Origin of the sequence: Streptomyces sp. ICBB 8177 (genome assembly GCF_003144095.1) — a bacterium.
Taxonomy (GTDB): domain Bacteria; phylum Actinomycetota; class Actinomycetes; order Streptomycetales; family Streptomycetaceae; genus Streptantibioticus_D.
Genome location: NZ_NSKH01000024.1, coordinates 290906 through 310996 on the forward strand (window position 1 = coordinate 290906; position 20091 = coordinate 310996).

Consider the following 20091-nt stretch of genomic DNA (forward strand, 5'->3'; position numbering starts at 1 on the left):
TGCTCGAATCCCCACCCAGCCCCCCGTTTCCCCGGTCAACCACCCGTCGTACAGTTCCCGTTGGGCGCACGTGCCGTGTGCCCGGCCTAACCGGGGGGAGACGGCCATGGGGGAAGGCAGGCAGGTGCCCAACGTCAGCGACGAGCGGCTGTGCTGGCTCGCTGTGCGGGATCACGTCGACAGGCGCAGCCGCAAGCTCGGGTTCTTCGGGTGGTTCAGCGTGCTCGCCTCCGCGAGGGCCGGAGGGGGGCCCACCTCGACGGGGCTGGGCGGGGACGTGCGGCGTTCCGCGATGAGCGACCGGAAGATGGACTACGCCCTGGCCGTCGACGAGGCGGCGGAGCGGCTGTCGGCGGAGGAACGAAAACATCTGCGGACCACCGGGGAGGTCCCGCCCTGGTTCGTCGACGAGGTGGAACGGCGCGTCGCCGCGATGCGGGGCTGAGCTCACCCCCCGTACGCCAACACGCCCTCGCCCCACGGCAAGAACCCCGCGCTCGCCACGCACAACCCGCCCGCCACCGCCAGCGCTCCCCGTACGCCCAGTACACCCGCCAGCGCGCCGCCCGCCGCCATGAACGCGGCCTGCGTCGTGCGGCTGGTGACCGACCACGCGGTCGTCACCCGCGTCATGTGACCGTCCTCCGTCGCCTCCATGCGGTACGTGGCGAACGCGGGGTTGAACACGCCCGCCACCAGCAACAGCCCGAAGTCCGCGCCCACCACGGCCAGTACGCCCGCCGTCCCCGCGGCGCCAGCGGCAGCAGGAGCAGCCACGGCGTACGCGCGGCCCCGGCCATCAGCAGCACCCCGCGCTGTCCGTACCGCCGGACCAGCGCGGCGGACAGCCGCGACCCCAGCACCCCGCCCAGGCACGGCGCGCCCAGCGCCAGCCCGTACTGCCAGGCGCCGAGCCCCAGGTCGCACAGCATCAGCACGGCCATCAGCGGCGAGGCCATCATCACCGCGCCGCCGAACAGCATCGCGTTGCAGAACAACGCGCGCAGCACCCGGTGCCGCAGGACGTAGGTCCAGCCCGCGGCGATGTCACCCACGGACGTGGCCGGCCGCGTGGGCGGCGCGGGCTCGGGGCGGCGCAGGCGGCGCACCCCGAGCGCCGAGCCGAGGAAGGACGCCGCGTCCACGGCCGTCGTCGCCGTGGCGCCGAGCAGGCCGACCACCAGGCCGCCGAGCGGCGGGCCCGTGGTCTGCGTGATCCAGTTCGTGGTCGCGAACGGGGCGTTGACGCGCACCCGGTCCTCGCATGCCACGAGCGCCTTGAGGTGCGCGCCGCTCGCCGCCACGAACGTGATCCCGCCCGCCGACTGCACCACGCCGACCACGCACAGCTGCCCGTACGTCAGCACCCCGCACGCCGCCGCGACCGGGACGCTGCCCAGCGCGACGCAGCGCACGACGTCCGCCGCGATCATGACCGGCCGCTTGCGGCGGAACTCGACACGCGCCCCCAGCGGCAGCGCGACCGCCGCGCTGGCGACCGCGGACAGCGCGGCCAGCAAGGAGACCTGGAACGCGGTCGCGCGCAGCGCCAGCAGCGCGACGAGCGGCAGCGCGCCCATTCCGGCCGCGCTGCCCGCCGCGCTGACCGCGTAAGCGCCCCACAGCCGCGCGACATCACCGCGCAGGAGACCCGCGACGTCACCGCGCAGGCGCCTCGCGGCGTCACCGCGCCGCAGACTCGCCTCGTCATCGCGCGAGCAACTCGCGTCGTCGCCGCGCGAGCGACTCGCGTCGTCACCTCGCAGGCGTGGCATGGATTCCCCCGTTCCCCCCCCGTTCCCACCGTTCCCACCGTTCCCCCGGGGTCCTGGTGACGTGCGGCCCACCGACACCGCGTGGCGTTGCTCACAGGGCGGGGCGGGGACGGGGAGGTTACCGCGGGTGGCACCCTTGTGGGCATGAACGACGTCTCCCCCGGCACCCCCCGCCCGTCCCGCGCCCGCGTCCGCGCCCCCGAACTGACCGGCGCCGGCGGCTGGCTCAACACCGGCGGCAAGCAGCTGAGCCTCGGCGAGCTGCGCGGGTCCATCGTCGTTCTGGACTTCTGGACGTTCTGCTGCATCAACTGCCTGCACGTCCTGGACGAGCTGCGGGAGCTGGAGGAGCGGCACCGCGACACCGTGGTGATCGTCGGCGTCCACTCGCCGAAGTTCGTGCACGAGGCCGACCACGCCGCCGTCGTCGACGCGGTCGAGCGCTACGGCGTGCACCACCCCGTACTGGACGACCCGGAACTGGCCACCTGGAAGCAGTACGCGGTCCGCGCCTGGCCCACGCTCGTCGTCATCGACCCCGAGGGCTACGTCGTCGCCCAGCACGCGGGCGAGGGCCACGCGCACGCCATCGAGAAGCTGGTCGAGGAGCTGGAGGCGGAGCACGCCGCGAAGGGCACGCTGCGGCGCGGCGACGGCCCGTACGTGCCGCCGGAGCCGCAGCCGACCAGCCTTCGCTTCCCCGGCAAGGCGCTCGCGCTGCCCGGCGGCACCTTCCTGGTCTCCGACTCCACCCGGCACGCCCTCGTCGAGCTGGACGCGGACGGTGAGACCGTCGTGCGCAGGATCGGTTCGGGCACGCGCGGCTTCGCCGACGGCCCGGCGGACACCGCGTCCTTCAGCGAGCCGCAGGGACTGGCGATGCTGCCGGACGGCGCGGTGGTGGTCGCCGACACGGTCAACCACGCGTTGCGCCGGGTGGACCTCGCCACGGGTGAGGTGACGACGGTCGCCGGGACCGGCAGGCAGTGGTGGCAGGGCTCGCCGACGTCCGGCCCGGCCCGCGAGGTCGAGCTGTCCTCGCCGTGGGACGTGGCGTGGTGGGACGAGCGGGTGTGGATCGCGATGGCGGGCACCCACCAGCTGTGGACGTACGACCCGGCCGCCGCGACGGTCGCGGTGGCGGCGGGCACGACCAACGAGGGCCTGGTGGACGGTCCGGCGGACCAGGCGTGGTTCGCCCAGCCGTCGGGCCTCGCGGCGGCGGGGACGCGGCTGTGGGTCGCCGACTCCGAGACATCGGCGCTGCGGTACGTGGCGAAGGCGGACGACGGGTACGAGATCCGTACGGCGGTCGGCACCGGGCTGTTCGACTTCGGCCACCGGGACGGCGCGGCCGGACAGGCGCTGCTCCAGCACCCGTTGGGGGTGACCGCGCTGCCGGACGGGTCGGTCGCGGTGAGCGACACCTACAACCACGCGCTGCGCCGCTACGACCCGGCGTCCGACGAGGTGACGACGCTGGCGACGGACCTGCGCGAGCCGTCGGCCGCGGTGGTGGCCGAGGGCGACGTGGTCGTGGTCGAGTCCGCGCGGCACCGGCTGACCCGGCTGCGGCTGCCGGAGGAGGCGGTGCGGGTGGAGTCGGCCGCGCACCGCACCCGGCGGCCCGCGACGGACGTGGCGCCGGGGGCGCTGCGGCTGGACGTGGTCTTCAGCGCGCCGGCCGGGCAGAAGCTGGACGACCGCTACGGCCCGTCGACCCGGCTGCTGGTCAGTTCCACGCCGCCGGAACTGCTGGCCTCCGGCGAGGGCACGGGCACCGACCTGACGCGCGAGCTGACGCTGAACGCGGAGGTCGGCGAGGGCGTCCTGCACGTCTCCGCGATGGCCGCCTCCTGCGACGACCCGGCGGGGGGCACCTCCCAGTCGGAGACTGGGGGAGAGTACCCCGCGTGCCACGTCCACCAGCAGGACTGGGGTGTCCCGGTCCGGGTGGTGGAGGGCGGCGCGAGCAGGCTCCCGCTGGTGCTGGCGGGGATGGACGCTGAGTGAGCCTCTGATTCCGGAGGTCAGCACCGCGCGTGGCCGGAAGACCTGCCCCTGGATGACCGTGCGGGCGTGCTCGGGCGGCTCGTCTCACCGGAGCGTCCAGGTCAACTGCCCGACGTACAAGCAGTGTTGGGCCGCGGCAGCAACGACGCCGGCACGGTGCGCGGTTCGGCGGAGCCCATTGGAGCCTCCCCCGACCCGGTGAGCACCGCGATCGGGGGAGCAGACCGGGCTCCGCCCCTCGGCTCAGCTCTCCAGGAACGCGCGCAGCGCCCGCGCCAGCAGGAACGGGTCGTCGGCGCCGCACAGTTCGCGGGTGGAGTGCATGGACAGGATGGCGACGCCGATGTCCACGGTGGAGATGCCGTGCCGGGCGGCGGTGATCGGGCCGATCGTGGTGCCGCAGGGCATGGCGTTGTTGGAGACGAACGACTGCCACGGCACGCCGGCCCGGTCGCACGCCGCCGCGAACACCCCGCGTCCGGCGCCGTCGGTGGCGTACCGCTGGTTGACGTTGACCTTGAGGATCGGGCCGCCGTTGGGCATCGGGTGGTGGCCGGGGTCGTGCCGCTCGGCGTAGTTGGGGTGGACGGCGTGGCCGGTGTCGGAGGACAGGCAGACCGTGCCGGCCAGGGCGCGGGCCTTGTCCTCGTAACCGCCGCCGCGCGCGAAGACCGAGCGCTCCAGCACCGTGCCGAGCAGCGGTCCGTCGGCGCCGGTGGCGGCCTGGCTGCCGTTCTCCTCGTGGTCGAACGCGGCCAGCACCGGGATGTACGGCAGGTCGCCGGCCCCGGCGACGGAGGCCAGCGCGGCGGTGCCGGCGTGCACCGACAGCAGGTTGTCCAGCCGGGCGCAGGCGAGCAGTTCGCGGTCGCGGCCCAGGTAGGCGGGGGGCTGGACGTCGTGCGTCATCAGGTCCCAGCCGACGACCTCGTCCGCGTCGAGCCCGACCTCGTCGGCGAGGAAGCCGATCAGGGCGCCCTCCTCGACGTCGCCGAGGCCCCAGACCGGCTGGAGGTGGCGCTGGCGGTCCAGCGTCATGCCCTCGTTGACCTGGCGGTCGAGGTGGATGGCGAGCTGCGGCACGCGCAGCAGCGGCCGCTCCACGCTCACCAGCCGGGTGGAGCCGTCGCGCAACGCGAGCCGTCCCGCGATGCCCAGGTCGCGGTCGAGCCAGGAGTTGAGCAGCACGCCGCCGTAGATCTCGACGGCGACCTGGCGCCAGCCGTGGGCGCCGCTGTCGGGGTTGGGCTTGACCCGCAGGTTCGGCGAGTCGGTGTGCGCGCCGACGATGCGGAACGGGGTCTCGGGCCGGGCGCCTTCCGGCACGTACCAGGCGATGATCGCGCCACCGCGCAGCACGTACTTGCCGCCCGTCGACGCGTCCCAGGCGTCGGTCTCCTCGACCTGCCGGAACCCGGCCTTCTCCAGCCGTTCGGCCGCGCTCGCCACCGCGTGGTACGGCGTCGGGCTCGCGGAGACGAAGGCCATCAGGTCGTCGGTGTGGGCGCGGTCGAATCGAGGGGTCATGGTCCCCAGCATAGAAGTGGCGCAAGGGGCTCAGGACGCGGCGGCGGCCCGCCCCCGGCACGACGGCGAGGCGCCCCGCGCACAAGGCGGCGGCCCGCCCCCGGTGCGGGGACGGGCCGTCGTCGCGCGGTCGCGAAAGGTCTCACGAAGGTGCGCGTGCCGCTCCGGGACCGGGGCGGCGCGCTACGTGCGGACCGGGCGGCGTCAGAACGCCTCTTCGGGCAGCTCCATCAGCTCGTTGGTGACCGCCTCGGCCTGCGCGCGCTGGACGCCCACGCCCGGCAGGACGGTGTCGGCGAAGAACTTCGCGGCGGCCACCTTGCCGAGGTAGAACGCCTTGTCCTTCTCGCTCGCGGTGGCGAGCTTGTCGTTGGCGACGGCGGCGCCCTTGAGCAGCAGGTAGCCGACGACGACGTCACCGGAGGCCATCAGCAGGCGGGTGGAGTTCAGGCCCACCTTGTAGATGGACTTCACGTCCTGCTCGGTGGCGGCCAGGTCGGTGAGCATCTTGCCGACGATCGCCTCCAGGTCCACCGCGGCCTGCGCCAGCTTCTCGCGGGCACCGGCCAGCTCCTCGCCGCCGGCCGCGTCGGCCAGGAACTTCTTGATCTCCTCCGACAGCACGGTCAGCGCCTGGCCCTGGTCGCGGACGATCTTGCGGAAGAAGAAGTCCTGGCCCTGGATGGCGGTGGTGCCCTCGTAGAGGGTGTCGATCTTGGCGTCCCGGATGTACTGCTCGACCGGGTACTCCTGGAGGTAGCCGGAGCCGCCGAAGGTCTGGAGCGACTGCGCCAGCTGCTCGTAGGACTTCTCCGAGCCGTAGCCCTTGACGATGGGCAGCAGCAGGTCGTTGAGGCGGTGCGAGGCGGAGGCGTCCTCGCCGGCGGCCTCCTTGAGCAGGATGTCGTCCTGCACGGTCGCGGTGTAGAGGACCAGCGCGCGCATGCCCTCGGCGTACGCCTTCTGCGTCATCAGCGAGCGGCGCACGTCGGGGTGGTGGGTGATGGTGACGCGGGGGGCGGCCTTGTCCATGAACTGGGCGAGGTCGGCGCCCTGGACGCGCTCCTTGGCGTACTCCAGCGCGTTGAGGTAGCCGGTGGACAGGGTGGCGATGGCCTTCGTGCCGACCATCATGCGGGCGAACTCGATGATCTTGAACATCTGGCGGATGCCGTCGTGCTTCTCGCCCAGCAGCCAGCCCTTGGCCGGGTGGTTGGCGCCGAAGGTCATCTCGCAGGTGTTGGAGGCCTTCAGGCCCATCTTGTGCTCGACGTTGGTGGCGTAGACGCCGTTGCGCTCGCCGAGCTCGCCGGTCTCCCAGTCGAAGTCGTACTTCGGCACGATGAACAGGCTCAGGCCCTTGGTGCCGGGGCCGTGGCCCTCGGGGCGGGCCAGCACGAAGTGGATGATGTTCTCGGCCATGTCGTGCTCACCGGAGGTGATGAAGCGCTTCACGCCCTCGATGTGCCAGCTGCCGTCCTCCTGCTGGACGGCCTTGGTGCGGCCGGCGCCGACGTCGGAGCCCGCGTCGGGCTCGGTGAGCACCATGGTGGAGCCCCACAGCTTGTCGGTCATCCGCTGCGCGATCTTGTGCTGCTCCTCGGTGCCCTCCTCGTACAGCACGCCCGCGAAGGCCGGGCCGGAGGCGTACATCCACACCGCCGGGTTCGAGCCGAGGATGGTCTCGGCGAAGCCCCACAGCAGGGAGCGCGGCGCGGTGGTGCCGCCGATCTCCTCCGGGATGCCCAGGCGCCACCACTCGGCGTCCATGTAGGCGGAGAAGGACTTCTTGAAGCTGTCGGGGACCGGCGCGGTGTTGGTCTCGGGGTCGAACACCGGCGGGTTGCGGTCGGCGTCGGCGTAGGAGTCGGCGAGCTCGTTCTCCGACAGCCGGGCGATCTCGGCCAGGACGCTCTTGGCGGTGTCCACGTCCATCTCGGCGAACGGGCCCGTGCCGTAGATCTTCTCGCGGCCGAGGACCTCGAACAGGTTGAACTCGATGTCGCGCAGGTTCGACTTGTAGTGGCCCATCTCGAAGGCTCCGTTGCTAGAGGGGCGTGACCCCATTACTGGCTGGTACCGACTAACTGTTCCCATGATGCTACCGGCCGGTAATAAAAGGCAACCCCTATGGGCCGCTATGACACTCGTTACGCTGTAGCGCGTGTACGGCTACGACCAGACCGCCGCGGGCGGCTCCGCCCCGCCCACCGGGATGCCCGGAATGCAGGGGGCGCCCGGCGCCGGGGGCTACGGCCCCCAGCCGCCGCTGTACCCCGAGCCCTCGCCGCCGTCGCTGGCCGACGCGGTGCGGGCGTTCACCACCGGGTCGATGTCCGCCGAGGACTTCCAGTCGATCTTCTCGACCTCGAAGGTCTACTGCCCGCGCGGCGACAACCCCGGCTTCCTCGCCCTGCACAACACCCAGCAGCCGGTGATCCCGATGTTCACCTCGCTCAAGGAGCTGAGGCGGTACGCCGGCAAGGAGTCGAAGTACTTCGTGATCACCGGAGCCGAGGTGCTGGACCTGCTGCCGACCGGGTACGGCTTCGTCCTCGACATGGAGGGCGACCACCGGATGGTCTTCGACGCCAAGGCGGTCGAGCAGATGGTCGACTTCGCGATGCGCAGGATGTACGGCTGAGCGCCGCGCCCACCTCCTCGCCCTGACCCGTCCCGCGGTTCCCTCGCGTGCGCCATGAGAGGGAACGGAATACGCACGCCTTGTTGGTCGTTCACTTTTCAACTAAGTTGGACGCCGAACGATCGAGGAGGTCGTCATGCCCGCCGTGACCGTAGAGAACCCGCTGACGCTGCCGCGCGTGGCGGCGCCCGCCGAGGCCACCGCCCGCCCGGTGCTGGGGGTCGGGACCGCGCCGAGCGGCTTCGAGGGCGAGGGCTTCCCCGTCCGCCGGGCGTTCGCCGGCATCGACCACCAGCACCTCGACCCGTTCATCATGATGGACCAGATGGGCGAGGTGGAGTACGCGCCGGGCGAGGCCAAGGGCACCCCCTGGCACCCGCACCGCGGCTTCGAGACCGTCACCTACCTGATCGACGGCACCTTCGTGCACCAGGACTCGCACGGAGGCGGCGGTGTGATCAACGGCGGCGACACCCAGTGGATGACCGCGGGCAGCGGACTGCTGCACATCGAGGCACCTCCGGAGGAGCTGGTCGTCAGCGGCGGCGTCTTCCACGGCCTCCAGCTGTGGGTGAACCTGCCGCGCGAGCACAAGATGATGCCGCCGCGCTACCAGGACATCGACGGCGGCCGGGTCAAGCTGCTGACCTCGTCGGACGGCGGCGCGCTGCTGCGGCTGATCGCCGGCGACATCGACGGCCACCAGGGCCCCGGCATCACCCACACCCCGATCACGATGATCCACGCCACCCTCAATCCCGGCGCCGAGCTGACGCTGCCGTGGCGGGCGGACTTCAACGCCCTCGCCTACGCGCTGGCCGGACGCGGCAGCGCGGGCACCGCCGGGCGGTCGCTGCGCACCGGGCAGACCGCGGTGTTCGGCGCGGGCGACGCGCTGACGCTGCGGGCCGACGCGACGCAGGAGTCGCGCAGCCCGAACTTCGAGGTGGTCCTGCTGGGCGGGCTGCCGATCCGGGAGCCGATGTTCCACTACGGGCCCTTCGTGATGAACTCGCACGCCGAGCTGGCGCAGGCGTTCGAGGACTTCCAGGCGGGCCGCCTCGGCACGATCCCGGCGGAGCCCGGGGAGAACTGAGGGCGGCGCCGGGCGGGTTCCCCGGACGGGCTCAGCCCAGGTCGGGCGGCGCGGGCGTCAGGGCCGCGCCGCCCGGCCCGTCCGCGCCGTCCGCCCAGGCCGCCCCGTCCTCGCCATCCGTCCGGGCCGTCCCGTCCTCGCCGGGGTCCGGCGTCCCGTTGCCGTCGTGCTCGTACAGCTCGAACCAGATGCACTTGCCCTGCCCCCTGGGCCGCACCCCCCACGCGTCGGCCAGGACGTCCATCATCACCAGGCCACGGCCGGAGGACGCCAGCTCGCCGGGCGTCCTGACGTGCGGCATCTCGTCGCTGGCGTCGGCCACCTCGATCCGCAGGCGGCGGCAGAGCGGGCGGCCCAGCACCTCCAGCGTCATCAGCGCCTCCCCGTCGGTGTGCACCAGCACGTTGGTGATCGCCTCGGACGCCAGCAGCACCGCGGCGTCCACCTGCTCCGGGTCGTGCCAGTCGTGCAGCACGGTGCGCACCTCGTCGCGCGCGCCCTTGATCTGCCGGGGCTCGTCCTGGGCGATGGTCAGCACCGTGCGCCGCGGCGGGAACGCGAGCCCGTCCTCCGCTTCGCCGCGCCGCAGGAGCAGCAGCGCCACGTCGTCCTCCCGGCGGTCGGCGAGCGGTCCCGTGGTGTGGTGCGAGGGCGGGCCGTGCACCGCGGCGACCAGAGCGTCGGCGAGCGCCTCCAGGTTGTCGGTGGGGCCCGCGTACAGCACGTCGATGACCCGCTGCCAGCCGCTGTCCAGGTCGTGGCCACCGGTCTCCAGCAGCCCGTCGGTGCACACCAGCAGCACCTCGCCCGCGTCCAGCGCGATGCTGGTCGTCGGGTAGTCGGCGTCCGGGTCGACGCCCAGGGGCAGTCCGCCGGGGGTGTGCCGGATGATCGTGGTCCCGTCGCCGAGCCGGATCGCCGGGTCGGGGTGGCCGGCGCGGGCGATGTCGAGCATGCCGGTGGCCGGGTCGACCTCCAGGTACAGGCAGGTCGCGAAACGCTGGTCGTCCAGGTCGCCGCTCTCCAGGCGGCCGCCGTCCCGCTCGGCGCGGTCCCGCTCGGCCCGCTCCCGTTCGTCGCCCGCGGTGAGGCCGGCCAGGAAGCGGGAGGCGCGCGAGAGCACGGCGTCCGGCCGGTGGCCCTCGGAGGCGTACGCCCGCAGCGCGATGCGCAGCTGACCCATCAGTCCGGCCGCCCGCACGTCGTGGCCCTGCACGTCCCCGATGACCAGCGCGGTGCGGCCGGACGGCAGGTCGATCACGTCGTACCAGTCGCCGCCGATCTGCAGGCCCCCGCCGGTCGGCACGTAGCGGGCGGCCAGCGTCATCCCGGCGATGTCCCGTTTGTGGGTGGGCATCATCGTGCGCTGGAGCCCGTCGGACAGCTCGCGCTCGGACTCCTGGAGGTGGGCCCGCGACAGCGCCTGCGCGAGCATTCGGGCCACCGTGGTGAGCACCGAGCGCTCGTCGGGGGTGAACTCGACCGGGTCGCGGAACGCGGCCAGCCACGCGCCGATCGTCCGCCCCGCGACCACCAGCGGCAGGAACGCCCAGGAGGAGCGGTGGAGCGGCTCGATCAGCGGCCAGGTGGCCGGGAAGCGCTCCTTGTACGTCTCGGGGCTCGGCAGGTAGATCGCCCGGCCGGTGCGGGTGACCAGGGCGGCCGGGTAGTCGGTGCCGATCGGCATCTCCAGGAACGGCTGCTCGTCGCCCTGCCGGTGCCCGTGGTGGCCGATGATCCGCAGCCGCTCGCCCTCCCGGGCGAAGACCGCGAGCCCGTCCGGCGAGAACCCCGGCATCGACAGCGAGGCGGCGACCCGCAGCACCTCGGCGGTGGAGTCCGCCTCGGCCAGCGCCCGGCCGGCGTCCAGCAGGAAGGCCTCCCGGGAGCGCCGCTCGGCGTCGGTGGCACGGCGGAAGCGGCCCCGCTCCGGCATCTCGAACAGGGTGCCCACCGCGAGCGTCGGCTCGCGGCCGGAGTCGTCGCGCAGCCAGCGCAGCCGGGTGTGCAGCATCCGCAGCACCTTGCCGTCGTCCCCGATGACCCGCAGCCGGGCCTCGGCGACGCTGCCCTCGGCGAGCCCGAGGGAGACGGCGGAGTTGAGGTCGACGTAGTCCTCGGCGTTGAGCCGGCCGCGGATCACGGACGAGTGAACGGTGCACGGGCCGGGCGGCAGGCCCAGCAGTTCGGCGGCCAGCTCGTCCAGGGCGACGGTGCCGGCGGAGTTGTCCCAACGCCAAAGTCCGGTGCCGACGGCCGCCAGCACGTCCTGGGCCCCGAGCGGCGGGGTGGCGCCCTCCGTGTGCATCGTTCCCTACTTCAATGAGGCTTCGCCCAGTATGTACTGGTACGCGGTGATCGCGCACGCGGTGCCGGGCCGTCTCCGTGGTGGCCGGGCGACGCCGGGCGCCGGGAACGGCCGCGTGGGGCGCGGGGCCGGGCGGTACCCTTGCGGGAGTTCCGCGAGTGGCCGCACCGCTCGGCCCGCGACCCCACGACTTGGATGGACGATGCATCGGTACCGGTCCCACACCTGCGGTGAGCTTCGCGCCGCCGACGTCGACACTGAGGTACGGCTGTCGGGCTGGCTGCACAACCGGCGCAACCTGGGCGGCATCCTCTTCATCGACCTGCGGGACCACTACGGCGTCGTCCAGCTGATCGCCCACCCGGGCACCCCCGCCTACGAGGCGCTGGACCGGCAGTCCAAGGAGTCGGTGCTGCGCGTGGACGGCCGCGTGGTCGCCCGCAGCGCCGAGAACGTCAACCCGGAGCTGCCGACCGGCGAGATCGAGGTCGAGGTCACCGCGGTCGAGGTGCTGGGCGCCGCCGACCCGCTGCCCTTCCCGGTCTTCCCCGAGGACAACGCCAACGAGGAGATGCGGCTGACCAACCGCTTCCTCGACCTGCGCCGCCAGCGGATGCACCGCAACATCATGCTGCGCTCGGCCGTGATCGCCTCGATCCGGCGGCGGATGACGGACCTGGGCTTCAACGAGATGGCCACCCCGATCCTGTCGGCCACCTCGCCGGAGGGCGCCCGCGACTTCCTGGTGCCCTCGCGCGTCCACCCGGGCACCTTCTACGCGCTGCCGCAGGCCCCGCAGCAGTTCAAGCAGCTGCTGATGATCGCGGGCTTCGACCGCTACTTCCAGATCGCGCCGTGCTTCCGTGACGAGGACAGCCGCGCGGACCGCTCGCCGGGCGAGTTCTACCAGCTCGACGTCGAGATGTCCTTCGTCGAGCAGGAGGACGTCTTCCAGGTCATCGAGAAGGTGATGACCGACCTGTTCGAGGAGTTCGGCGGCGGGCGGCACGTCACCTCCCCGTTCCCGCGCATCCCGTTCCGCGAGTCGATGCTCAAGTACGGCAACGACAAGCCGGACCTGCGCACCTCGCTTGAGCTGGTCGACGTCTCCGCGGTCTTCGCCGACTCCGGTTTCAAGGCGTTCGCCGGCAAGCACGTGCGGGCGCTGGCGGTGCCGGACACCGCCGGGCAGCCGCGCAAGTTCTTCGACTCCCTCGGTGAGTACGCGGTCTCGCAGGGCGCCAAGGGCCTGGCCTGGGTCCGGGTCGGCGAGGGCGGCGAACTGACCGGCCCGATCGCGAAGTTCCTCACCGAGGACGACGTCAAGAAGCTCACCGACGCCCTCGGCCTCGCGCCCGGGCACGCCGTCTTCTTCGGCGCGGGCGAGTTCGACGAGGTCTCGAAGATCATGGGCGCGGTCCGGGTCGAGGCGGCGAAGCGCGCCGGGCAGTTCGAGGAGAACGTCTTCCGCTTCTGCTGGATCGTCGACTTCCCGATGTTCGAGCGGGACGAGGAGACCGGGAAGATCGAGTTCAGCCACAACCCGTTCTCCATGCCGCAGGGCGGTCTCGAGGCGCTGGAGACCAAGGACCCGCTGGACATCCTCGCCTGGCAGTACGACATCGTGTGCAACGGCGTCGAGCTGTCCTCCGGCGCGATCCGCAACCACGAACCGGACGTGATGTACAAGGCGTTCGAGATCGCGGGCTACTCGCGCGAGACGGTGGAGCAGGAGTTCGGCGGCATGCTGCGCGCCTTCCACTTCGGCGCCCCGCCGCACGGTGGCATCGCCCCGGGCGTCGACCGCATGGTGATGCTGCTGGCCGACGAGCCCAACATCCGCGAGACGATCGCCTTCCCGCTCAACCAGACCGCGCAGGACCTGCTGATGGGCGCGCCCAGCGCGGTCGGCGAGGAGCGCCTGCGGGAGCTGCACCTGAGCCTGCGCAAGCCGCCGGCGAAGGACGAGAAGAAGAAGTAGCCGCCTGGCGCGGCGGGCAGCGGGCCCCGGGATCGTGCTGATCCCGGGGCCCGCTTCTCGCGGGTTCGGGCGTTCGCGTTCGGGCCTGGGGGCGGGGTCACGCGCTCCCCGCCAGGAAGCGGCTCACCACCTCGTCGAGCGCGGCCGGGGCGTGGTGCGGGAGGCTGTGGTGGGTGGCGTCGGGGAGGGTGACCACCTCGGCGTGCGGCAGCGCGCGGGTCACGCCGGCCGCCGCGCGCACCGCCTCCTGGGCCCTGCCCCGCCCGGCCAGCACCACCAGCGTCGGTGCCCCGAACCCTTCCGCCTTCGGGCGCGGGCCGGTCGCCGGGCGGGCGGCCGGGAAGCCCGCCGCCGCCTCCTGGAGCCGCAGCCAGCCGGGGTCGAGCGCGGCGCCGCGCGTCTCCCAGGTCAGGAAGGACCGCACGCGGCGCGGGGTCGGCCGCAGCAGCATCGGCAGGGCGTGGGCGAGGTAGCCGGGGCGGAAGCCCGCGAAGCACTGGGTGGGGTCGATCAGCACCAGCCGCTCCACCCGTTCGCGCGGCGCCCGCAGCGCGTGGTGCAGCGCGATCCAGCCCCCGTAGGAGTGGCCGCCCAGCGTCAGGGACCGCAGGCCGAGCCCTTCGGTGAGGGCGTCCAGCCAGCCGGTGAGGTCGTCGACGCCGCGCACGGGCCGCTCGCCGCGCACGCTGCGGCCCGGGGCGCCCACCAGGTCGGGGGCGAGCACCCGGTGGGTACGGGCCCACACCGGCGCGTTCGCGAACCACGACGCCGAGGTCGCGCCGTTCCCGCCGGGCAGCAGGAGCAGCGGCGGCGCGTCGGGTGCGCCCAGCGCGTTGACCCGGGTCGTCCCGTACGGCGGCGTCGGGACGTCGATCGCCTCCACGCCGTCGCCCCATCCGGCCAGCACCTCGTCGTACGCCGCGAGGAACCGTCGTTGCGCTGCCGCGTCTGCCATGGTCCGCCGCACCCCCTTCGTCGGACTCGTAAGGCGGAAAGCTCGATCAGCGATAATCTCGTTGAACGAGAGAATACGCGGGAACGCGGGCCCATGGGAGGGGCGGACGATGGGTGTGGCGAACGACGGCGGGCATGGCGGCGGGCGGGACGCGGACCTGGAGACCGTTCACCTGCTGCGCCGCGTGACGGTCGAACTGGTGCTGGCGCAGGCGGAGTTCGCGCGGCGCAACGGCATGCACGGCACCGACGTGCGCGCCCTGATCTGCCTGCTCGACGCGGAACGCGCGGGCACGCCCGCGACACCGGGGCGGCTCGGCGCAGAACTCGGCCTCAACTCCGCCGGCACCACCGCCGTCATCGACCGCCTGGAGCGGCTCGGCCACGTCGAGCGGCTACGGGACCAGACCGACCGGCGGCGGGTGCGGTTGCGGGTGAGCCGGGCGGCGGTCGCGCTCGGGGAGTCGTTCTTCGGCCCGTTGATCGGCGGGACGGTGGAGTTGCTGCGCGGCATGGACGACACGGAGGCGGCCGCGGTGCGCCGATTCCTGTCCGGCGTGAGCGAGTTGGCCCGGCGCCCCGCGCCCTGAACGCGTCTCCGAGGGGTCCAGCCCGGGCCCCGGCCGGTGGCTTCAGGTCGGCCGGGACGCCAGAAGACCGGCCGAGGGGTCCGCCTCCCCGCCCCACATCAGCCGCCCGTCCACCTCCAGCCCCACCCCGGCCAGGGCGCCGGCCACCCGCTCGGGCGCGAAGCGGTGGAACTCGTAGGACACCGGCAGCCCGTAGGCTCGCCGGGGGCTGCGCGGGCCGCTCCCGACGCGGAATCCCACGACCACGTGGCCGCCCGGCACGAGCACCCGCCTGAACTCCGCGAAGACGGCAGCCAGTTCCTCCGGTGGCGTGTGGACGAGGGACCACCAGGCCACCACGCCCGCGAGGGACGCGTCACCGGCGTCCAGCGCGGTCATCGAGCCGACCTCGAACCGCAGCCCGGCATGGGCCCGCCGGGCGGTCTCCACCATGCGCGGCGACAGGTCGACGCCGTGGACCGGCAGTCCGAGCCCGGCCAGGTGGGCGGTGACGTGCCCGGGCCCGCACCCCGCGTCGACCACCGGCAGGCCACCGCCGTCGCGCTTCACCAGTTCGGCGAAGCCCGACAGCAGCGCGCGCCCCAGCACGTCCCCCGCGAACCGCTGCGGCACCCGGTCCGCGTACTCCTGGGCGACGGTGTCGTACGACGCCCTGACCGCCGCCTCACGCGCGGACAACCGAGGAAGCTCCGTCATCCCGCAGACCCTACCGAGACCTCCTCCCCGCACGGTCGGCGAATCGTTCAGTCGTCGATCACCTGGTAGAGCGTGGTCCAGAAGTCCTGGATGAGTTGTGCCGGGGCCGGTACGGACAGCCCGACCTGGGTGAGCAGGATGCCGACGAGGTCGTGCCGCGGGTCGGCGTAGGCGGTGGTGCCGGTGCCGCCGTCCCAGCCGAACTGGCCGACGGGCGCGTAGTCGCCGCGATACGTGCGTACCGCCATGCCGTAGCCCCAGCCGCCGTGCTGTCCCTGACCGAAGGAGATGTGGACGTTGTCACGGGCGAGGGCGCTGCGGGCGGCCTGCTGCTCGGCGGTGAGGCAGTTGGTGGTCATCAGTTCCACGGCGGGCCTGGACAGGATGCGTTCGCCTTCGTGTGTCCCATGGTTCAGCAGCATCCGGAAGTAGGCGTGGTAGTCGTCGACGGTGGAGACGAGACCGCCGCCGCCTGACGGGAATGCCGGAGGAGCGCTGTACTGTCCGCCCTCCGCCTCGTCCCAGACGGTGAACTCCCCGGTCCCCGGGTCCGGGGTGTAGCAGGGCGGCAGCCGGTCGATCTTGTCGGCGGGCACGTGGAAACCGGTGTCCCGCATGCCCAGAGGGCCGAAGATCCTCTCGCTCAGGAACGACTCGAAGGACTGCCCGGTGACCCGGGCGACCAGGACACCGAGTACGTCGTTGCTGATCTGGTACTGCCAGTGCTCTCCGGGCTGGTGCATCAGCGGCAGTGTGCCCAGGCGGCGCATCCACTCGTCCGGCGCCGCCAGGTCCGTCGCACTCTGGCTGAAGATGCCCCGCTCGAAGACCGCGTCCATGATCGGCGTGCCCAGCGCCGTCAGATCCATGCCCAGCCCGAAGGTGGACGTCAGCAGGTCCCGCACCGTGATCGGGCGCCGGGCCGGCACGGTCTCCTCCAGCGGGCCGTCGACCCGCTTGAGCACCTGGCGGTCGGCGAGTTCCGGCAGCCACTGCTCCACCAGGTCGTCGAGGCGCAACCTGCACTCGTCCACCAGGACCATCGCCGCTGCCATGGTGACCGGTTTGGAGGTCGAGGCCATACGGAAGACCGTCTCCCGGCGCATCGGCCCGCCGCCGTCGTGGCGCATCGTCCCGAGCGCTTCGACGTGGGTCTGCCCGCCCCGGCCGACCAGCGCGACGAGTCCCGGGATCCGTCCGGACTCGACATACCGTGCCAGGACCTCGCGCACCGCGCGCACGCCCTTCGCGGAAAGCCCGTCGCTGATGTGTTGTTCCATCTCACTCCCCCTGCGGTTGATCGTTCGCCTCACTCTCACCGCCCAACCGCCGTGCGATCAACGTACGATGCGTGCACGTACCGATAACCCGGACGTTATGAGGGGAGGTCCGGCCCCGTGGAACTGCGGGACATCGAGATCTTCCTCACGCTCGCGGAGGAACTGCACTTCGGCCGGACGGCCGACCGTCTGCACGTCTCCCAGGCGCGGGTGAGCCAGGCCGTCGCGACGCAGGAACGGCGGCTCGGCGGAGCGCTGTTCGACCGCTCGAACCGCCGCCAGGTCCGGCTGACCGCTCTGGGACGGCAGTTGGCGGGCGATCTGCGGCCGGCGTACGCGGACCTGCTGGCCGGCCTGGAGCGCGCCCGGCAGGCCGCCCGAGGGGTGACGGCGACGCTGCGGGTCGGCCTGCTGCCCTTCAACGTCTCCGAACTGCACGGCTACTGGCGCGAGTTCCGCTCCCGTCACCCGCAATGGGACTTGCGGATCCTGCGCGCCCCCTTCGTCGATCCGTTCGCCAGCCTGCGCGCCGGTGACCTGGACGTCCTGGTCGTCTGGCTCCCTGTCGAGTACCCCGGTCTCACCGTCGGCCCTGTCCTCCTCACCGACTCCCGTCTCCTCGCTGTCTGCGCCGAGGACCCCCTGGCACTGCGCTCCCGCGTGACCGCGGAGGCGCTCGCCGACCGCCGGCACGCCACGGCCCCCGCGATGCCGGACTACTGGGAAGACCGCTACCTGCCGTTCCAGACCCCGCGCGGTCGCCCCATCGAACGCAGCAGGACCATCACCAACAGCGACGACCTGATCCACCTCGTCGGCACCGGCGAGATCGTCCACGTCTTCCCCTCCCACGTCACCCACCACTGGTCGCCGGCCCATATCCGCTGGCTGCCCGTCGATGACATGCCGCCTCTCGCGTATGCCCTGGTCTGGCGCGCCGAAGAGGAGACCGGCCCGGTCCGCGCCCTCGCCGACACCGTGCGCGACCTCGGGCCGCTCTCCTTCGACCTGGGCTGAGCCGCGAGCACCCCGTCCGGCCGGTTCACCCGCCGGCGGTCGCCGCCATCGCCAGTACGGCCGGAGTCGGCCCGGCACCCTCGGCGAAGCGCTCGAACGTCAGCCCCGCGTCCACGAACGCCTGGAGGAGCGCGGGCAGCGGCCGGTGACTGGCGCCGACCTTGTCCCGCAGGCCCGCGTCCGTCCATGACCGCTTGGTCCAGTGCCCGTCCAGGTAGCCGGGGCGGATGACGACGGCGTCCGGGTCGGCGCGGTCGGCGAACCCGCCGCAGAAGCAGGGGTGCACGCCGATGTGCACGAACCGGCCACCAGGCCGCAGCACGCGGGCCGCCTCCCGGAGCACGGCCGGGTAGTCCGGCATGTCGGTGTGGACCATCACCGCGATCACGGCCGGGACTGAGGCGTCGCGCACGGGAAGCCGCGCGGCGTCGCCCACCGCGACCGGCAGTCGGCCGTCCGCGTACCGCAGCATCCGCGCGGACAGGTCGACGCCCACGGGCGTCCACCCCAACTCCCTTACGGCTCGCGCGTGGACGCCGGTGCCGCAGCCGATCTCCAGGCAGGTGCCGCCGCCCTCGCCCAGCAGCCCGCGCAGCAACGGCCCGAGCCCCAGCGGATGCCCGTCCCCCTCGCCCGAGGGCCCGCGCCCCAGGAAGTCGTTCTCGTACCAGTCCGCGATCCCGTCGTACGCCGCCATGCGCCTCCGTCCACCGCCCTGCCTCCATGCCTGCCCACCGGTGCGCCGGATCCCGCCCGCACCGGATCGCCCTAGGCGGTGGTGAACGCGCCCGCGGCGGCCGCCAGGACGGCCGCCTGCGCGGCTCGTTCCGGCAGGTGCGGGTCCGGATCGGCACGCAGCAGCACCAGTTGGTGGTACAGCGGCGCGGTGGCGGCGATCAGCAGGCTCCGCGCGTCCGTACCCCCTGCCGGGAGTTCACCGCGTTCGGCGGCGCGCTCGACGAGGATCTCGCACTGGGCGTACCGGTCCCGCCACAGCCGCGTCTGGGCCCGCGCGGCCTGTTCGGAGTGGAACGAGGCGGCCATCAGGGCGACGGCGAACGACGGCTGTACGACCAGGGACTCCTGGATCTCCTGGTTGAGGGCGGTCAGATCGCCGCGCAGCGAGCCGGTGTCCGGCGGCTGCCAGTCGATCTCGCCGGCGGCGTCGATGACGTCGACGAGCAGACCGCCGACGTCGCGCCACCGCCGGTAGACCGTGGCGCGGTGCACTCCGGCCCGCGTCGCGACGCCCTCCATCGTGAGTCCTTCGTGCCCGCGTTCGGCGAGTTCGGCGCGCACCGCGTCGAGGACCTGGGCGCGGACGCGGGCGGTGCGACCGCCCGGGCGGCGGTCCGGTGTCGTCTCCAGTGGGTCTGTCATCGGCAATCAGTATCCGGTTGATCAAAGTGGGAAGGCCATGCGAGCATCTTAACGCGACAGTTGTCGCTCTAAGTCCACGGGAGAGGAACCGCCTCCGCAATGCCGCTCGTTCCCGCCGACCCCACCGTGCTCCACCCGATGCCCGAGCACCCGCGCGTGGTGCTGCTCAAGCCGTTGGTGACCTCGCCGCTGATCGAGGTCGGCGACTTCTCCTACTACGACGACCCCGACGACCCGACCGCGTTCGAGACGCGCAACGTCCTGTACCACTACGGTCCCGAGCGGCTCGTCATCGGCAAGTACTGCGCACTGGGGACCGGCACCCGGTTCATCATGAACGGCGCCAACCACCGCATGGACGGCCCTTCCACCTTCCCGTTCCCCACCATGGGCGGCTCCTGGGCCGAGCACTTCGACCTGATCACCGGCCTGCCCGGCCGGGGCGACACGGTCGTCGGCAACGACGTGTGGTTCGGCCACGGCGCGACGGTCATGCCCGGTGTACGCATCGGTCACGGCGCGATCGTCGCCGCCGGGGCCGTGGTCACCGGCGACGTCCCCGACTACGGCGTCGTCGGCGGCAACCCCGCCCGGCTCATCCGCACCCGCTACGACGCCGCGGACGTCGCCCGGCTCCTCGCCGTCGCGTGGTGGGACTGGCCCGTGCGGCACGTCACCAGGCACGTACGGACGATCATGTCCGGCACCATCGCCGACCTGGAGGAGGCCGCCGCGCAGGCCGACCGGGCCTGACGCCGCGTCCTGGCCACCGGGCCTGGCGCCGCGCCCTGGTCACCGGGCCTGGCGCCTGGCACCGCGTCCTGGTCACC

General features: G+C 72.8%; 18 protein-coding genes. 8 read left to right on the forward strand and 10 right to left on the reverse strand.

The window, feature by feature from the left end:
• The first annotated feature begins 106 nt into the window (after positions 1-106).
• The gene (locus tag CK485_RS27605; protein ID WP_109454641.1) at positions 107-445 is read left to right on the forward strand and encodes a hypothetical protein; all 339 of its coding nucleotides are present in this window, start codon (positions 107-109) and stop codon (positions 443-445) included.
• A 2-nt stretch (positions 446-447) separates the two neighbouring features.
• Here the strand turns inward: CK485_RS27605 and CK485_RS29930 are convergent, their stop codons facing one another.
• The gene (locus tag CK485_RS29930) at positions 448-633 is read right to left on the reverse strand and encodes a hypothetical protein (RefSeq protein WP_241968644.1); all 186 of its coding nucleotides are present in this window, start codon (positions 631-633) and stop codon (positions 448-450) included.
• Positions 630-1775: an MFS transporter gene (locus CK485_RS27610; protein WP_241968645.1), complete on the reverse strand. Its 1146-nt coding sequence runs from the start codon at positions 1773-1775 to the stop codon at positions 630-632. Before CK485_RS27610 ends, CK485_RS29930 begins: the two co-directional genes overlap by 4 nt.
• A gap of 144 nt (positions 1776-1919) precedes the next feature.
• On the opposite strand from CK485_RS27610, the gene CK485_RS27615 reads away from it, so the two are divergent.
• The gene (locus CK485_RS27615; protein WP_109454642.1) at positions 1920-3788 is read left to right on the forward strand and encodes an NHL domain-containing thioredoxin family protein; all 1869 of its coding nucleotides are present in this window, start codon (positions 1920-1922) and stop codon (positions 3786-3788) included.
• Between the two features lie 243 nt (positions 3789-4031).
• Here the strand turns inward: CK485_RS27615 and CK485_RS27620 are convergent, their stop codons facing one another.
• Positions 4032-5315 (reverse strand): M18 family aminopeptidase, encoded by a 1284-nt coding sequence (locus tag CK485_RS27620; protein WP_109454797.1) that lies wholly within the window; start codon positions 5313-5315, stop codon positions 4032-4034.
• A gap of 204 nt (positions 5316-5519) precedes the next feature.
• On the reverse strand, positions 5520-7346 hold the full coding sequence (locus tag CK485_RS27625) for an acyl-CoA dehydrogenase (protein ID WP_109454643.1): 1827 nt from the start codon (positions 7344-7346) through the stop codon (positions 5520-5522).
• A 184-nt stretch (positions 7347-7530) separates the two neighbouring features.
• Here CK485_RS27625 and CK485_RS27630 point away from each other — a divergent pair, with 184 nt between their 5' ends.
• Positions 7531-7959 carry an SseB family protein gene (locus tag CK485_RS27630; protein ID WP_241968671.1) on the forward strand — a complete coding sequence of 143 codons (429 nt, stop codon included), beginning with the start codon at positions 7531-7533 and terminating at the stop codon, positions 7957-7959.
• Positions 7960-8095: 136 nt separating this feature from the next.
• Positions 8096-9055, forward strand: a complete 960-nt coding sequence (locus CK485_RS27635) for a pirin family protein (RefSeq protein ID WP_109454645.1) — start codon at positions 8096-8098, stop codon at positions 9053-9055.
• Between the two features lie 31 nt (positions 9056-9086).
• On the opposite strand, the gene CK485_RS27640 is transcribed toward CK485_RS27635, so the two are convergent.
• Positions 9087-11363 carry a SpoIIE family protein phosphatase gene (locus CK485_RS27640; protein WP_109454646.1) on the reverse strand — a complete coding sequence of 759 codons (2277 nt, stop codon included), beginning with the start codon at positions 11361-11363 and terminating at the stop codon, positions 9087-9089.
• A gap of 202 nt (positions 11364-11565) precedes the next feature.
• Between CK485_RS27640 and aspS the strand changes: the two genes are divergently transcribed.
• Positions 11566-13344 (forward strand): aspartate--tRNA ligase, encoded by a 1779-nt coding sequence (aspS, locus tag CK485_RS27645; protein WP_109454647.1) that lies wholly within the window; start codon positions 11566-11568, stop codon positions 13342-13344.
• Positions 13345-13441: 97 nt separating this feature from the next.
• Here aspS and CK485_RS27650 read toward each other — a convergent pair whose 3' ends face one another.
• Positions 13442-14299 (reverse strand): alpha/beta hydrolase, encoded by an 858-nt coding sequence (locus CK485_RS27650; protein ID WP_109454648.1) that lies wholly within the window; start codon positions 14297-14299, stop codon positions 13442-13444.
• Between the two features lie 109 nt (positions 14300-14408).
• On the opposite strand from CK485_RS27650, the gene CK485_RS27655 reads away from it, so the two are divergent.
• Complete coding sequence (locus CK485_RS27655) at positions 14409-14888, forward strand: helix-turn-helix domain-containing protein (protein WP_109454649.1); 480 nt, start codon at positions 14409-14411, stop codon at positions 14886-14888.
• 42 nt (positions 14889-14930) lie between these two features.
• Here the strand turns inward: CK485_RS27655 and CK485_RS27660 are convergent, their stop codons facing one another.
• Complete coding sequence (locus CK485_RS27660) at positions 14931-15584, reverse strand: class I SAM-dependent methyltransferase (protein ID WP_109454650.1); 654 nt, start codon at positions 15582-15584, stop codon at positions 14931-14933.
• Positions 15585-15631: 47 nt separating this feature from the next.
• Positions 15632-16864 carry a serine hydrolase domain-containing protein gene (locus CK485_RS27665; RefSeq protein WP_109454651.1) on the reverse strand — a complete coding sequence of 411 codons (1233 nt, stop codon included), beginning with the start codon at positions 16862-16864 and terminating at the stop codon, positions 15632-15634.
• A gap of 117 nt (positions 16865-16981) precedes the next feature.
• On the opposite strand from CK485_RS27665, the gene CK485_RS27670 reads away from it, so the two are divergent.
• Positions 16982-17881 carry a LysR family transcriptional regulator gene (locus CK485_RS27670; protein WP_109454652.1) on the forward strand — a complete coding sequence of 300 codons (900 nt, stop codon included), beginning with the start codon at positions 16982-16984 and terminating at the stop codon, positions 17879-17881.
• 25 nt (positions 17882-17906) lie between these two features.
• On the opposite strand, the gene CK485_RS27675 is transcribed toward CK485_RS27670, so the two are convergent.
• Together CK485_RS27675 and CK485_RS27680 are read right to left on the reverse strand one after the other, a co-directional pair.
• Positions 17907-18578 carry a class I SAM-dependent methyltransferase gene (locus CK485_RS27675; protein ID WP_109454653.1) on the reverse strand — a complete coding sequence of 224 codons (672 nt, stop codon included), beginning with the start codon at positions 18576-18578 and terminating at the stop codon, positions 17907-17909.
• 71 nt (positions 18579-18649) lie between these two features.
• Positions 18650-19261 (reverse strand): TetR/AcrR family transcriptional regulator, encoded by a 612-nt coding sequence (locus tag CK485_RS27680; RefSeq protein ID WP_109454654.1) that lies wholly within the window; start codon positions 19259-19261, stop codon positions 18650-18652.
• 99 nt (positions 19262-19360) lie between these two features.
• Between CK485_RS27680 and CK485_RS27685 the strand changes: the two genes are divergently transcribed.
• On the forward strand, positions 19361-20014 hold the full coding sequence (locus CK485_RS27685; RefSeq protein ID WP_109454655.1) for a CatB-related O-acetyltransferase: 654 nt from the start codon (positions 19361-19363) through the stop codon (positions 20012-20014).
• The last annotated feature ends 77 nt before the right edge of the window (positions 20015-20091 follow it).

Excerpts from the sequence above, each read along its gene's own strand:
- CK485_RS27660 (WP_109454650.1), bottom strand. The coding sequence starts at position 15,584 with ATGACGGAGCTTCCTCGGTTGTCCGCGCGTGAGGCGGCGGTCAGGGCG.
- CK485_RS27605 (WP_109454641.1), top strand. The coding sequence starts at position 107 with ATGGGGGAAGGCAGGCAGGTGCCCAACGTCAGCGACGAGCGGCTGTGC.
- CK485_RS27620 (WP_109454797.1), bottom strand. The coding sequence starts at position 5,315 with ATGACCCCTCGATTCGACCGCGCCCACACCGACGACCTGATGGCCTTC.
- CK485_RS27655 (WP_109454649.1), top strand. The coding sequence starts at position 14,409 with ATGGGTGTGGCGAACGACGGCGGGCATGGCGGCGGGCGGGACGCGGAC.
- CK485_RS27685 (WP_109454655.1), top strand. The coding sequence starts at position 19,361 with ATGCCGCTCGTTCCCGCCGACCCCACCGTGCTCCACCCGATGCCCGAG.
- CK485_RS27630 (WP_241968671.1), top strand. The coding sequence starts at position 7,531 with ATGCCCGGAATGCAGGGGGCGCCCGGCGCCGGGGGCTACGGCCCCCAG.
- CK485_RS27635 (WP_109454645.1), top strand. The coding sequence starts at position 8,096 with ATGCCCGCCGTGACCGTAGAGAACCCGCTGACGCTGCCGCGCGTGGCG.
- CK485_RS27610 (WP_241968645.1), bottom strand. The coding sequence starts at position 1,775 with ATGCCACGCCTGCGAGGTGACGACGCGAGTCGCTCGCGCGGCGACGAC.
- CK485_RS27615 (WP_109454642.1), top strand. The coding sequence starts at position 1,920 with ATGAACGACGTCTCCCCCGGCACCCCCCGCCCGTCCCGCGCCCGCGTC.
- CK485_RS27640 (WP_109454646.1), bottom strand. The coding sequence starts at position 11,363 with ATGCACACGGAGGGCGCCACCCCGCCGCTCGGGGCCCAGGACGTGCTG.
- CK485_RS29930 (WP_241968644.1), bottom strand. The coding sequence starts at position 633 with ATGACGCGGGTGACGACCGCGTGGTCGGTCACCAGCCGCACGACGCAG.
- CK485_RS27650 (WP_109454648.1), bottom strand. The coding sequence starts at position 14,299 with ATGGCAGACGCGGCAGCGCAACGACGGTTCCTCGCGGCGTACGACGAG.
- CK485_RS27680 (WP_109454654.1), bottom strand. The coding sequence starts at position 19,261 with ATGACAGACCCACTGGAGACGACACCGGACCGCCGCCCGGGCGGTCGC.
- CK485_RS27665 (WP_109454651.1), bottom strand. The coding sequence starts at position 16,864 with ATGGAACAACACATCAGCGACGGGCTTTCCGCGAAGGGCGTGCGCGCG.
- CK485_RS27625 (WP_109454643.1), bottom strand. The coding sequence starts at position 7,346 with ATGGGCCACTACAAGTCGAACCTGCGCGACATCGAGTTCAACCTGTTC.
- CK485_RS27675 (WP_109454653.1), bottom strand. The coding sequence starts at position 18,578 with ATGGCGGCGTACGACGGGATCGCGGACTGGTACGAGAACGACTTCCTG.
- aspS (WP_109454647.1), top strand. The coding sequence starts at position 11,566 with ATGCATCGGTACCGGTCCCACACCTGCGGTGAGCTTCGCGCCGCCGAC.